Genomic DNA, 13498 nt, shown 5'->3' with positions numbered 1-13498 from the left:
AGGTAAAACTCAGTTGTAGAATATGTCAATTCCTAACCCCGCACCTGTCGCAGTGCATTAAACGCCTTACCTCGCAACCCAACTGGTAACAACGATAAGCCTAAACCAGTCCAAGCTTTAGAAGTTGAAAAAGACTGTCCTGCTAAAACTAGCTCTCTCCCTTTTTGCGTTTCACCCTTTTCAATTAAACGCAAACCTAATAATAATTGCGTTTCAGTTAGACGATTTTTCCTGATTGTCTCAATTTTTTCTGACTCAAACTTATAACTTTCTAAATATCGTATTTTATCATATAAATAAGGAATAGCCCGATTGATACCTTGCTGCTCTGCATGAGAGCGATATTCCATCAATAATTCTGGTAAGTAATAACCCTTTTTTCCAGCTAAAGCCAGACGCACAAATAAATCATTATCCTCACAATTTTGCAGATTTGGCTGCATATATCCTAATTCTTGCAATGTTTTACGGCGAAATAATGTCGCCCCAACTTGAAAACTTTGCTGAATAAATACAACTTCCAACAAATTATCTACAACACCTGCTGGTAAATTCTTTCTACCCCAGCGATGAGAATTTTCTTGAGTTTTTACCTCATCCCGCACATTATCAATATCAATTATCCAATGGTCTGTACCAACAAAATCAATGCTAGAGTCTTGAGCAAGAATAGCTGCGGTACTTGCGAGAAAATCGGGTGTTAACCGATCATCATCATCAAACTTAATAAAATATTCACCACTGGCTGCATCAAAGCCCGATCGCATATTATTACTTTTACCAATATTTTGCAGATGACGGATATATTTAATCCGATCGTCTGTATACTGTGACATTAACTCAGGTGTGCGATCGCTAGAACCGTCATCACAAACAATTAGCTCAAAGTCTTGCTCAGACTGATTAAGTACACTGTCAATCGCATAAGGGAGGAGATGAACACGATTAAAAGTAGGAACGCAAACAGTAATTTTAGGCATATTTTATACTATTTTAGGAATATGAGTAAATAAAAATTTTATATCAATTTTCACGAATGATTTAAAATTGGTATAGTTTGCATGATGTTAACATTACCCGTTGTTTGTTTGCATTGCTAAAACCCATGCTGTGTTATCGTTTATCCAACGGGACAAGAACATTAAAATAATTCGTAATACCTCGACTTCGCTCGGCACAAGTTCGTAATTCGTAATGACGCGACGCTCCTGCGTCGCTAACGCTTCGCTATCGCTACGCTAACGTAATTAAGTTTTGTAATGGGGATTTCAACCCCAGTAAAAAACTTGCCTATTTATTGAACCGGGGGACTTAAACCCGCAAACAGCAGTTAAACAGGAAATAATCTAAATTATGTCACTGAGTCGTAGCGATCTCGAAGCTGGAAATGAACAGACAAGACTCTTAGAAGCATCACACTCTGGAATAAAGCTAACAACTCTGAGCGAAGATGAATTACAGCGATCGCTTGATGAAACACTACAACAGCAACCGCCAAATTCTGATATCTGGATATTTGCCTACGGTTCGCTAATTTGGAATCCCTTAATCACATACGTCGAGCGCCGTGCTGGGATCATTTATGGTTGGCATCGGCGCTTCTGTACATGGATGATCCTGGCTCGTGGTACTCCAGAAAATCCCGGATTACTCTTAGGACTTGATCGAGGGGGTAGTTGTCGTGGTGTTGTTTATCGGGTTGCGGCTGCTGATGTACCATCCGAATTACTGCTGATTTGGCGACGGGAGATGTTAGGTGGTGTCTACGTTGCTCGTTGGGTAAAGGTGTTTGATGGTACACAGGAATTCCAAGCGATCGCCTTTGTTGCCAATCGCCAACATCCCAGGTACGCTCATCAGATACCATTAACAACTACTGTTAATAGCATTGCTACCGCATCTGGAAAATTAGGTTCCTGCGCTGATTATCTCATGAGAACTGTTGAGGGATTGATGGCAGAAGGCATTAAAGATAGACAATTACTTTTGTTACGCAAACAAGTGTTGGCAAAACAACAAGCGCTTTTAGTTAGTGGCGATCGCTTTACTTTAGTGCCTATTTACGGGCAACAGCCATGATATGAGCGCTCATCCCCAATATAGAGGGTTCGCTTTCTAACCACTGACATCATTCTTCCTTTTCCAGACGAATTACATTTTTCGGGAGATGGTAAGGTTGATCTAGCTTAATATTTAAACTTCCAGGAAATAATTTCATTCCTGTTTTTCTCAAGTAATATTCTTGGAGTTTCTCAATCCAGTAAGAAAAGTTTCCTAAACCACAGCTATCGCAGCTTGAAGAAAAATAATATTAATACCAGCATTTTTAAAGTTATTGAAAATCTTCTTAGTATCGGCTCAAATTTATTTCGGTGCAATAGCTAATACTTTACTCATCTTAGTAACTGGGACAACTATTCCACTTCTTAAATAATGAGGTGCTTTTTGGATGGCAGTAAATCCCAGTCGTAAATAAAACCCTTCGGCATAGAGGCTAGCAGTTGTAATTACCTTATCTATACCTTGAGCAATTGCTTCATCGCAAAAATGTTGAACTAAAGCACGCCCGATCCCTTTACCTTGATATTTAGGATGGACATACAGCCCAATTAGTTCATCAACAATAAAACTAGCAAAACCTATAACAACATCTCCCTCGATCGCAACCCAGAAAGTTTCCAATTTCATACTCTTCAAGATATTTGAACCATCAGGTTTGTCGCGGTTATTACGCCAAGCTAAAAGTTCTTTTCGGGTGTAAAAAGTTGCAGGCAGAGCTTTAATGGCAGCAATATGAATTGCACTCAGCACCCACGCATCTGTTTCTTGGGCAGGCCGAAGAGATATTTCGTTATAGCTCATAGGTTCTGTAATTCGATCGATGACAACTCCTAAAATATAAGTTACCGTAATTTGATACGTAAAAACTATAACATGTTTTAATCTACTTTAAATCTATCGACAAACCGTATATTATGGATAAAGCAATAAAATAACCAGCTTAAAAATACAGATTTTGAATTAATCAAGCAATATCTTTAGATATTTGGCTAATTTTGCGGTGCTTATTTGAATATCTTCTTAAAGCTTGCTGATTAGACTATTTACCAAGCTGGAAGCCATTAGAAATTGAAAAGGAGTGAATGTGATCAACGCCATACAGATTAATGAATACTTGACAACAACAGGACAAGTTATACCAAAACAGCTTGAGCAAGCTATTCAAGAAGGTTTTAAGTCCGTTCTAAATCTGCGATCGCCAGATGAGCTAGGATTTTCCCAGGATGAGCAAAAAGTAGCGGAAGCATTGGGGCTGCATTATACGAATGTTCCACTCAAGGTGGATTTAAAAAATTTGAATGAAGAGGCCATCACCAAAATTCTCAGGACACTCGAACAAATCCCTAAACCAGCAGTTGTGCATTGTGCAGCCGGAATGCGATCGACTGGAATTGCACTCTTAAGTATCGCTATCCAGGAAGGATTAACACCAGAGGAAACCTTAGCAAGAGCTAAGAATCTCGGTTTTGGATTCTTTGAACATGCTGGCGTTAGTCCCAGGCTGAAGCAATTATTTGTGGACTACGTTAATAAACACGCGCAAGTAACTGTGCCTACTTGCTGAGACAACGAGTTTGAAAAACCTCTCCCTGCCTTGAACAAAAGTTCAAGTCTGTCCCTCTCCAAATCGGAGAGGGACGGTTTTGCGTAGTAAAGCCTTTTTAGAGGTTTCTTTTACTCAGGTACAATTCGCGCAACTGGGCAGTGGATGAGGCAATGTACAAATTGACATCTACCCCAGCCATAAATGGCGGGGATTCTAAGAAGTTGCCTTCTTAGGTTTTCTCTTTCCACGACTCGGCTTATCCAGAGGAGTTTCCCCACCTGTGCTCTTGTCGATGTCTCCAGAGACGATTAACGTTCCCGTGTGCCCCACGGTACGGAGTCCGATCTCAAGTATGTTCCGCGCCGCGTTCCAATCCCGATCTTGGGTGTGCCTACAATGAGGACAAGAATGAGTTCTAGTGCTAAGGGATTTTTTGACAATCTCGCCACAGTTAGAACAATTTTGACTTGTATTGTGGGGTGGAACTGCAACAGTTGCCACACCAAACACTTTGCCAAAATATTCAACCCATTGCCGAAATTGTGTCCACGCTGCGTCATTAATTGACTTGGCTAAGTGATGATTCCTCACCATATTTCGCACCTTCAAGTCCTCGTATGCCACGATGTCGTTAGACATCACTACGCACCTTGCCGTCTTAACAGCAAAGTCTTTACGCTGGCGACTTACCTTGAGGTGCTTACGGGCTAATTTATTTCTAAACTTAGTCCGGTTCTGAGAACCTTTTTTAGTTTTAGAGAAACGACGTTGCAACCGTTTAAGCGATTTTTCCGACTTTCTTAAATGTCTGGGATTCTCAACTTGGTTTCCATCACTATCAGTCAAGAAATAGTTTAAACCAACATCTAACCCAACTGTTTTATTAGTTGGCTGTCGTTTTTCTATTCGATCTTGGTCGATGCAAAACTGGCAATAATAACCATCTGCACGACGCACAACGCGAATGCGCTTAAACTGCTTCAACTGATAAAAATGCAGGTCACGAGTTCCCCAAAGCTTAAAAGTTCCTGCTTGAAAACCATCCGAAAAAGTGATGTATCTACGGTCTTCAGAGAGCCGCCACCCACTGGTCTTGTACTCAACAGATCCATTTGTCTGTTCTTTCCTGAATCGTGGATAACCTTTTTTCCCTGGTTTGCTTTTCTTGCAGTTCTCAAAAAATCGAGCAATAGCAGACCACGCTCTTTCAGCGCTAGCTTGCCTTGCCATCGAGTTCAGCTTGGCGACCCAAGGAAACTCGGTGTTAGCAGCAAGAACAGCGCAAAATTTACTCAGGTCATATCGCCCAATGCCCTTGTTATCCATCCAGTACCGAAGACAAGCATTGCGAACAAAACGGGCAGTTCTAATCGCTTGATCAAGCGATTGGTACTGTTCTTTTGTTCCTTCCAATTTTGCCTCAAATACTAGCATCATTACGTTGAATACACTAACGTAATTATATCACAATAGAGAAGTATCACTGCGAATAAATTCGCCCCTGATGTGCCCCCATAAATAGAATTTAGGGGCTTTCCCGGCACGGATAACTCGGTAAAGGCGATCGCCCCATAATAACTGGTGGTTAAAAGCTTTTGCTTGAAGGGTGTGAGGGTGCGATCCAATACTGCGTAGGTTTTGGCTAAAAAATAAAAATGTGTAGGTTGGGGAGCCACTGCGTTGGGCGGGTTCCCCGACTTGAAGCACGTGGCGTTTGAGGAACGAAACCCAGCATTTCCAGGGCTTTGTTGGGTAACACTAAAGTTCAACCCAACCTACAAATCTTCAAAACCTACGCAGTATTGGGGTGCGATCGCCTTAAGTATACCCTGTAAATAAGCACTTCCCAGAAAATCTAAAAATCTTATCTAAGACTATTGGATTATTTCAGAATAAGCGTTACACTATTTACAAGAACCTAACCTAAGGTTTTTGGGAAATAGCTAATGTCAAAAATCATATACGATGTCATCCAGCGTTTTGAGGTAGAAAACGGCGTACCTCGTTTGATTTCAACAAATATTCAGGTGATTGAAGGCGGAGAAGATTTAATGTCTTTGGCTACCAGTCTGCTGAATAAACTTGGTTTTTATAACAAGTTTGAGGAAAAACGCACATCTCAATACATAGGATATAAACTGAAAAATCCTAGAAAAGGAGCTAAACGTTATCAGCTAATTTTGGCTCAAAGAAAAGAAGGTTTATCCATTTCTATTCCTCAGGAGATATTAGAGCCATATTTGCTAAAGCTAAATTTTTCAATCAATTTTTTGACAAAAATGCCTGAATTGAAAAATGTAGTAACAATGTTTCAGGAAATATCAAAATTTTATTGGATCATACCTAGCCAAAAAAACGTTTTTTTTGATTTAAGTAAAGAATATGGAGCAACTTTTCAAGGACAAATAGCAGGAGATTTTGAATTAAATTTTGATGGCATAGCTTATAATGAAGCCAAAAATGCTTATTCTGATTCTAAAATTCAGAATATTAATGATATGGAACTCATTGATATAATCCAAAACAAATATATAAGGAAGCATCCACTTTCAAACTCTTTGGATAATAGTGACTGCTGCTTAAAAATTGGTAAGGGCGACATAGGTAAAGATAAGCTTTTTAATTATGCATATCAGGTAATTATAAATTCCAAAGAAGTTTTAGAAGAATTTATTACTTATTTTGCCAAAATCCTCATGGAGTAACAATAATGTCTGTCAAAGTAAGAAGGCTAGTTAATGCATACGAAGAAAGGATGCTAGAGTTTTTGCAAACTTGTGTAGATGATAGTTATAAAATTCATACACAGGTTAGCGTATGCCAATTTTGCGAACTAGATGATAGCATTGATTGGGAACTAAAAAGATTTTTCTTTAGCTCTAATGTGGATGCTTTAATAACAAACCATGATTATAAACCTTGTTTGGTTGTAGATTTTCAGTCTTCATATCATGACTCAGATGAGGCAAAAGAGCGCGATCGCAAAAAAGCAACTATACTCGCTCTTGCAGAGATTCCCTTACTTTATTCACGGTTGAAAGACTTTGGATTATTACATCTTTACTCTCAATCTGAAGAAGTAGTATGTAATTTATTTACAGGAAACCGACGAGAAAATGCCCAAGCCCTAATTAGAAAGTATTGCGAACAATCTTTTTCTTCTGATGTTGGACTTACAGCTTGTTAAACCACAAGATGTTTACACGGCAATAACCATAAATCTCAGCAAAGGCAAAATTAGCAGACTATGGTATCGCTTTGGTTCCATTAAATTACTATAAAATATAAATAAGCTTTTATATCAAAGGAGCGGTTATCCTTCCAACAGCAGCACAAGCCTTAAAATGTGTCTACCTGTGTCAATTTTTGACAAATACCTACAAACCAATTTACGATGAGCGCACTGGAAAAATATTCATCTTGGCTGGAGAAGATATAGAAATTCTGATTAGTCGTGATGGCAACTGGGAATATCCATGAGTAAAACAAACTTTGATGCTATGAGCAAGGCAGAATTACGCGCCTACGTCATCGCACACCAAGATGATCAAGAGGCTTTTTACGCACTTGCGGATCGTTTGACGGCAAAACCTCCCTCTGCGACTTATCCCGCATCAATGACTCCAGAAGAAATCCACAAGGCAATATTAGACATTATTCAACAAAAACAGCGTAGGCGCAGCCCGTCGTAGAGTAGACATCGCCAGACTCCGAAAAAACAGCACAAATTTTTAATACCCTTGCCCCCAGATATAACGAAGGTGGTACACTACATCCATGCTAGGGGTGCCTATATAACGAGGCTGAGATCACACCCTTAACACCTGAGTCTGGGTAATACCAGCGGAGGGAAGCTGTTTATTGAGGAATTACAATATGCGGACAGAATGGGTTGCTAAACGACGTGGGCAGAGTAATGTATCTCAAATGCACTACGCCCGCCAAGGTGTTATCACCGAAGAAATGCACTACGTCGCCCAACGGGAAAATCTCCCGGCTGATCTCATTCGTGACGAAGTAGCGCGGGGACGAATGATTATCCCAGCTAATATAAATCACACTAACCTAGAGCCGATGGCTATTGGCATCGCCTCTAAATGTAAGGTAAATGCTAATATCGGCGCTTCCCCCAACTCTTCTAATCTTCAGGAAGAAGTTGATAAACTGAATCTAGCGGTGAAGTACGGTGCTGATACCGTGATGGATTTATCCACAGGCGGCGGTAATTTGGATGAAATTCGTACCGCCATCATCAACGCTTCACCAGTTCCTATTGGTACAGTGCCAGTTTATCAAGCTTTAGAAAGTGTCCACGGCACTATCGAGAATCTGACTGCTGATGATTTTCTCCATATCATCGAGAAGCACGCCCAGCAAGGAGTAGACTATCAAACTATCCACGCTGGAATTTTAATTGAGCATTTGCCTTTGGTGAGAAACCGCATTACTGGTATTGTCTCTCGCGGCGGCGGTATTTTGGCGCGGTGGATGTTGCATCACCACAAACAAAACCCGCTTTATACCCACTTCCAAGATATTATTGAGATTTTCAAAAGGTACGATGTCTCCTTCAGTTTAGGAGATTCCCTGCGTCCTGGCTGCACCCATGATGCCTCAGATGAAGCACAATTAGCTGAATTAAAAACCCTTGGACAGTTAACTCGCAAAGCCTGGGAAGATGATGTACAGGTGATGGTGGAAGGGCCTGGACACGTCCCAATGGATCAAATTGAGTTCAACGTCCGTAAGCAGATGGAAGAGTGTTCTGAAGCACCTTTCTATGTTTTGGGGCCATTGGTGACAGACATTGCTCCCGGTTATGACCATATTACTTCAGCTATTGGAGCAGCAATGGCTGGATGGTACGGTACTGCAATGTTATGTTATGTAACACCCAAAGAACATTTGGGTTTACCAAATGCCGAAGATGTGCGGAATGGGTTGATTGCCTATAAAATAGCGGCTCATGCGGCTGATATAGCTAGACATCGCCCTGGTGCAAGAGATAGAGATGATGAACTTTCTAAGGCGCGTTATAACTTCGATTGGAACCGTCAGTTTGAATTATCACTCGATCCAGAAAGAGCTAAGGAATATCACGATGAAACTTTACCAGCAGATATCTATAAAACTGCTGAGTTTTGTTCGATGTGTGGGCCTAAGTTCTGCCCAATGCAAACCAAGGTTGATGCTGATGCGCTGACAGAATTAGAGAAGTTTTTGGCGAAAGAGGCGGTAACTCACGGCTAACAGATTGTCTTGTGTCGTTACAATAGCTTTTCATCCGCAAAACTAGACGTGCTTTGGGGCAATTCATGAATTGCCCCTACCTCAAAACCAGAGTTTCGCCTCTTGTGTGCGAACTACCGAGTAAAAAGGCTCAACTGCCGAGTAAAAAGGCTCAACTACCGAGTAAAAAGGCTCAACTGCCGAGTAAAAAGGTTCAACTGCCGAGTAAAAAGGTTCAACTGCCGAGTAAAAAGGTTCAACTGCCGAGTAAAAAGATTCAACTGCCGAGTAAAAAGGTTCAACTGCCGAGTAAAAAGGTTCAACTGCCGAGTAAAAAGGCTCAACTGCCGAATAAAGAAGTGGTAATGAATATAAAAATCACCTTGATAGGGCTAGGGATTGGGTGGGTATTTTCCAAAGTAATTTAAATTATGCGATCGCTCACCCAGCCTATAATTCAATACGGTTCAGTTAAGCGCTATTTCTACTAAATCGCCGTCTCTATAAGACGCGATAAATCGCCGTCTCTACAAGTGTTTTGGTCTTATCTGAACTGTATTGGCCTATAATTATCCTTAAACCAATACCCTCAATACGGTTCGGTTAAGGCAAGAGACGCGATAAATCGCCGTCAAGACAAGGGTTTCAGGTAACGCATAATTAATTTCTGGAGATGTCTCTTGGTTTAAAATCCGATTTCAATGGTGAAACTGCGAATTTTTCCTGTATCTGCCTCAGCTTTATCTGCAACTTCCAGAGTCCAGGTTCCTTGGGGATTTTTACCTTTAAGGGCAGCAAGTTTAAGGGTATTTATCTCGTCATAGGTTGTTTTAATATTATCTGTAGCTCCGCCCTGGCGATCGTGCAGAATTACAGGAAGTACGCCTGTTTGCACTGGGGGAAGGAGAGTAACTACAAGATCCCCAATAAAAGTATGCTCGATGTCTACATTAACTTTGATGGATTTCACGAGGCCCGTAGTAGCGATCGCCAACGACAATGTTGATGTTTGTAAGTCGTTAATTGGGATATCTTGCACTGCCTGGAATCTACTGATGGGTGATGTTTCAGGTGGCTTGGCTAATTCTACAGCTTTTAGAGCATTCATTCGACCGTAACCGTAGAAAGGGCTACGACCATTGGTATCATATTTACCTCCAGATGGATCAATGCGATCGCAAGAGCGTTTAATAATATCTCGCACTTCGTCCCAACGCAGACTTGGGTTTCTAGCAATAATTAGAGCTGCTACACCAGCTGCACCTGGACAAGCACTGGAAGTACCGCCGAATTGGTTCGTGTAGTTACCTGGAACGTCACCCAGATTCCGATTACCCGAATTATAGCCAACTACACCAGAGCGATCGGTTGTCCAAATTCCAGGCGTTTGAGAACTGTCGCCATTGTTGCTGGGGAAGGCACACCAGACCGCCTGACCAAAATCACTGTAAGCGCTTCTCGTGCCGTAGTCGTTACAAGCTGCCACAGCAATCACCTTTTGGTAGCTGGCGTAGCCATCATTATCCACGCTTTCGTTACCATTGCCAGCCGCAAATAAAATTACACAGCCCTTGCCGTTGCGTCCCTTATTAATTGCAAAGTCTATAGCAAGGCGTGTGGAGTCAGGCAGAGGTACTTTCTGGTTATGTACAGGATCGTTTCGCTCAAACCAAACACCGTCTGAGGGCCCCCAGCTACAAGAAATTACATCAGCCCCATTTTGAGCCGCCCAAACAAAAGCATCTGCTTCATCCTGCGATCCCAGCGCCGAAGCTAAACGAATCGGCATCAGTTTTGCACCCGGTGCCACACCAGAGGCACCAAAGTTGCCATTTCCACAAGCTACTCCAGCACAAGCTGTCCCGTGGTTATTGTCGTTTCCGGGTCTTGGATTGTCAGTTTTACGTGTGACATCACGCGGGGCAACAATTTTTCCAGAAGACCGGAACTCTTCATGTTCGAGATCCACGCCGTCGTCGATAATTGCAATAATCGCCCCTGTGCCATCGCTTAACTTCCAAGCTGCCTCAACGTTGGCATGGGCGTTAATTACCTTACTATTAATTGTTGTTTGCTTTAAATGCCACTGCTGTGGGAAAACCTGACGTTGGCGTGATTCACGCACTAGTTCAGGATGGCACAGTTCAACTGATTCCTCATTCAAAAGTCTCTCGGCGATGTCAAAGACGGCTATACCAGTATTTGTAGGGGCATTGACAAAATAAGCATTTTGTGAATATTCAAGTTGACGTTTAATTGTTAAGCTGTAACGTCCTAAGACATTTTGGCAGACCGTTAACTCTTCTTCGTTATCGAATTTAACGAAGAGGTTTTCGGTGTAAATTATCGGTTGACTGGATGCTGGATCGATAAGGACACGTCCGGCAAATTGGACTTCAGACTCATTGTTGAGAATATCACGGGCGCGATCGCGCAAAGCCACACCTTGAGTCGGAACTTTCGCTCGTAAAATTTCTACACCCGCTTGCCGAAACCGTGTTGTTAACTCGAATTGATTAAGGATACTGCGAGCTGTGGGTGACACTGGTGCGACTTCAAACGGTCTTGCACCGACAAGATTACTGCGGCTTTCGGTACGCACTACAACATGTTCGTTACTGATAACAAGTTCATATTGTTGACCGTTCTGCCCACCATAGCGAACTTGAACCATAATTTTATCTCCAGGGATATTTGAAATATTACTATCTTAAAAATTGGGCATTGGGATGGGAAAAACTGCATCATGCGTTGTGTTCTTGCCGCGTGCGCTTGATATTTACGTTTAGTTTATGGATGCTTCTGATTTCATGTGTTATATGTGTATTACGGTATAAAAAAATATAACTTAAGCATAATTTAATCTATCTAAGTTCATACAATCCTTCGATTCGTCTTTCGGTAAAAGAGGGATTCAAGGTGAGGCTGCTTTAGGAATCTTCAATATGAATAAAGGCGTATAGCTTGCATTCTGATGAAAAATTTGTATTCCATACCATTGAAAAACGCTATAACATCATTAGAACTTGAAAAAATGTTTTATTTCCCGGCAGAGTATTTTCTACAGGTGTACTCTTTACCCCTGATTTCTGAAGTGAGATTTGAAAAAGATTACTTTTCTGAGTATCCTGAACAAATTCGCGTTGGCAACGATGCCTACACCGGGCTACGACTACGTACTGCTGTATCTTACACTCGTAAGCCTGGATATTATGCAATACATTACAATCAACCTAAAACCCTGGTAACAGGAGCAATTTTACAACTTAACGATGGTAAAATAGCAATTTTTCCAGGCGAACCAAATCAATCAGAACAGGGAACACTAAGTCCAGTTTACACATTACAACCAAATGGTTCCTTAGCAGTACCAACCGGGCTTATTTTCATCCGCTTTGCTGAAGGCGTTGATGTGAAGTCGCAGCGAGAGGTAATTAATCGAGCAGGTTACGAAATAGTAGAAAGCTTTCCCTATGCACCTCACACCGCTTGGTTGCGTGCCCAATCAGGTAATATTGCTGATGCGATCGCTAGGATTCCTCAATTAGAAGCGATACCTCAAGTTGAGAATATCGAACCTCAGATGCTTATGGAAAGAGGTTTGAGACTAGGGTATTGATTTTATCGCAAATGAGCCTAAGATTTTTCATCAACCTATCAATCCTGTGCTGAGAACAGCAGAGGTAAAAGCTGCGGGGGTGAAAGCTATCAGTCTGATTTTTAAAATGATTGCGATAGATGGACAGAGAAAATCCAGAGACACCAAGCACTTTCCAATCCAAAATCTAAAATCGTTCGACTGAGCGTAGCCGTTCGCGTAGCGTTCCGCAGGAAAGTCCAAAATCCAAAATGGTATAACCTTTTGCACTCCCTACTACTGAAAGGCGATCGCAGTGGTCACAATTGCGAGAAACTGAAAGCAGATTAATTAGGAGAGGAGAACCTAATGAGTTGGACTAAAGTTCTTGCAGTCGAAGCACTTTCCCCAGGTACGCGACAAGTGGTGAAAGTTGGCAACCGGAAAATTCTGGTTTTAAATCACGAAAATCAGCTTTATGCCGTAGATAACACCTGTCCCCACTTAAAATTACCGCTGAAAAGTGGGAAAATTAACGAAAATGGGGCAATTGTTTGTAGCTTCCATCACAGTGCTTTTGACCTGCGGACTGGTGAAGTACAAGACTGGTGTTCCTGGCCACCTGGTGTAGGTAAGGTACTCTCGTTGGTTTCGTCACCAAAAGCATTGCCAGTATTTCCTATTCGTGTGGAAGAAGGTAGCATCTGGGTTGATGTTCAAGAGGAATAGCGCCCTCTCCCGGAATTTCTTGGAATATATTAGCCTATCTATTTTTTAGGAGTTAAGCGACAAAAACCCCAGCCGATAAGTTTAGCTGGGGTTTTTCTCACAATGCAACTATTGGGACTTAAACGAAAATTAAGCCCAGATGTAGCCCAAACTAGCTTTGTAAGCAGCAAATACGTCACGATGGGTCACAATAATTCGTAATTGTTAATTCGTAATTCGTAATTATTACCCCATGCATTTTAGGCTGGGGCTTGTAGTAAAGATGCTACGCATTTTTTTCTTTTTCATAATTAAAATTAGGTGGCTCTGTACCCAGAATGAATTAATTAATAATTAATTTAGTAATTTTTAATTAC

The 13498-nt window shown here is 41.4% G+C and carries 15 protein-coding genes and 1 riboswitch; of the genes, 10 read left to right on the top strand and 5 right to left on the bottom strand.

The genetic code is table 11. The features are described 5' to 3' along the window. Positions 1-32: 32 nt before the first annotated feature. The gene (locus D1367_RS08500; RefSeq protein WP_118165665.1) at positions 33-980 is read right to left on the bottom strand and encodes a glycosyltransferase family 2 protein; all 948 of its coding nucleotides are present in this window, start codon (positions 978-980) and stop codon (positions 33-35) included. Positions 981-1353: 373 nt separating this feature from the next. Between D1367_RS08500 and D1367_RS08495 the strand changes: the two genes are divergently transcribed. Continuing rightward, positions 1354-2079 (top strand): gamma-glutamylcyclotransferase, encoded by a 726-nt coding sequence (locus D1367_RS08495; RefSeq protein WP_118165662.1) that lies wholly within the window; start codon positions 1354-1356, stop codon positions 2077-2079. 285 nt (positions 2080-2364) lie between these two features. Here D1367_RS08495 and D1367_RS08490 read toward each other — a convergent pair whose 3' ends face one another. Beyond that, positions 2365-2862, bottom strand: a complete 498-nt coding sequence (locus D1367_RS08490; protein WP_118165660.1) for a GNAT family N-acetyltransferase — start codon at positions 2860-2862, stop codon at positions 2365-2367. A gap of 277 nt (positions 2863-3139) precedes the next feature. Here D1367_RS08490 and D1367_RS08485 point away from each other — a divergent pair, with 277 nt between their 5' ends. After that, a complete protein-coding gene (locus D1367_RS08485) occupies positions 3140-3625 on the top strand; it encodes a protein tyrosine phosphatase family protein (RefSeq protein ID WP_420819798.1) in 486 nt (161 codons plus the stop codon). Positions 3626-3820: 195 nt separating this feature from the next. Here the strand turns inward: D1367_RS08485 and D1367_RS08480 are convergent, their stop codons facing one another. Continuing rightward, the gene (locus D1367_RS08480) at positions 3821-5041 is read right to left on the bottom strand and encodes an RNA-guided endonuclease InsQ/TnpB family protein (protein WP_118165656.1); all 1221 of its coding nucleotides are present in this window, start codon (positions 5039-5041) and stop codon (positions 3821-3823) included. Between the two features lie 30 nt (positions 5042-5071). Then, positions 5072-5314, bottom strand: coding sequence for a hypothetical protein (locus D1367_RS08475; RefSeq protein ID WP_118165653.1), 243 nt, complete (start codon positions 5312-5314; stop codon positions 5072-5074). A 239-nt stretch (positions 5315-5553) separates the two neighbouring features. On the opposite strand from D1367_RS08475, the gene D1367_RS08470 reads away from it, so the two are divergent. The 6 genes from D1367_RS08470 to D1367_RS08450 all read left to right on the top strand — a co-directional run bounded on the left by D1367_RS08470 (position 5554) and on the right by D1367_RS08450 (position 9264). Then, complete coding sequence (locus D1367_RS08470; RefSeq protein ID WP_118165651.1) at positions 5554-6312, top strand: hypothetical protein; 759 nt, start codon at positions 5554-5556, stop codon at positions 6310-6312. A gap of 5 nt (positions 6313-6317) precedes the next feature. After that, positions 6318-6794, top strand: a complete 477-nt coding sequence (locus tag D1367_RS08465; protein WP_118165649.1) for a DUF2726 domain-containing protein — start codon at positions 6318-6320, stop codon at positions 6792-6794. 179 nt (positions 6795-6973) lie between these two features. Beyond that, positions 6974-7087 (top strand): DUF6888 family protein, encoded by a 114-nt coding sequence (locus tag D1367_RS33270; RefSeq protein WP_420819799.1) that lies wholly within the window; start codon positions 6974-6976, stop codon positions 7085-7087. Next, positions 7084-7299: a DUF6887 family protein gene (locus D1367_RS08460; protein ID WP_118165647.1), complete on the top strand. Its 216-nt coding sequence runs from the start codon at positions 7084-7086 to the stop codon at positions 7297-7299. Before D1367_RS33270 ends, D1367_RS08460 begins: the two co-directional genes overlap by 4 nt. 80 nt (positions 7300-7379) lie before the next feature. Continuing rightward, a riboswitch (TPP riboswitch) is annotated at positions 7380-7476 on the top strand. Between the two features lie 7 nt (positions 7477-7483). After that, entirely contained in the window at positions 7484-8857 is a 1374-nt protein-coding gene (gene thiC / locus D1367_RS08455; protein WP_118165645.1) for a phosphomethylpyrimidine synthase, read from the top strand. Between the two features lie 65 nt (positions 8858-8922). Beyond that, positions 8923-9264 carry a ribosomal eL19 family protein gene (locus tag D1367_RS08450; RefSeq protein ID WP_118165642.1) on the top strand — a complete coding sequence of 114 codons (342 nt, stop codon included), beginning with the start codon at positions 8923-8925 and terminating at the stop codon, positions 9262-9264. Between the two features lie 257 nt (positions 9265-9521). On the opposite strand, the gene D1367_RS08445 is transcribed toward D1367_RS08450, so the two are convergent. Further along, entirely contained in the window at positions 9522-11510 is a 1989-nt protein-coding gene (locus D1367_RS08445; RefSeq protein WP_118165640.1) for a S8 family serine peptidase, read from the bottom strand. A 360-nt stretch (positions 11511-11870) separates the two neighbouring features. Between D1367_RS08445 and D1367_RS08440 the strand changes: the two genes are divergently transcribed. Beyond that, positions 11871-12455, top strand: coding sequence for a hypothetical protein (locus D1367_RS08440; protein ID WP_118165638.1), 585 nt, complete (start codon positions 11871-11873; stop codon positions 12453-12455). Between the two features lie 327 nt (positions 12456-12782). Then, positions 12783-13142, top strand: a complete 360-nt coding sequence (locus D1367_RS08435) for a Rieske (2Fe-2S) protein (protein WP_118165636.1) — start codon at positions 12783-12785, stop codon at positions 13140-13142. Positions 13143-13498 lie beyond the last annotated feature (356 nt).

The sequence above is a fragment of the Nostoc sphaeroides genome, from assembly GCF_003443655.1.
Taxonomy (GTDB): domain Bacteria; phylum Cyanobacteriota; class Cyanobacteriia; order Cyanobacteriales; family Nostocaceae; genus Nostoc; species Nostoc sphaeroides.
This window is presented reverse-complemented; position numbering and strand designations above follow the sequence as displayed.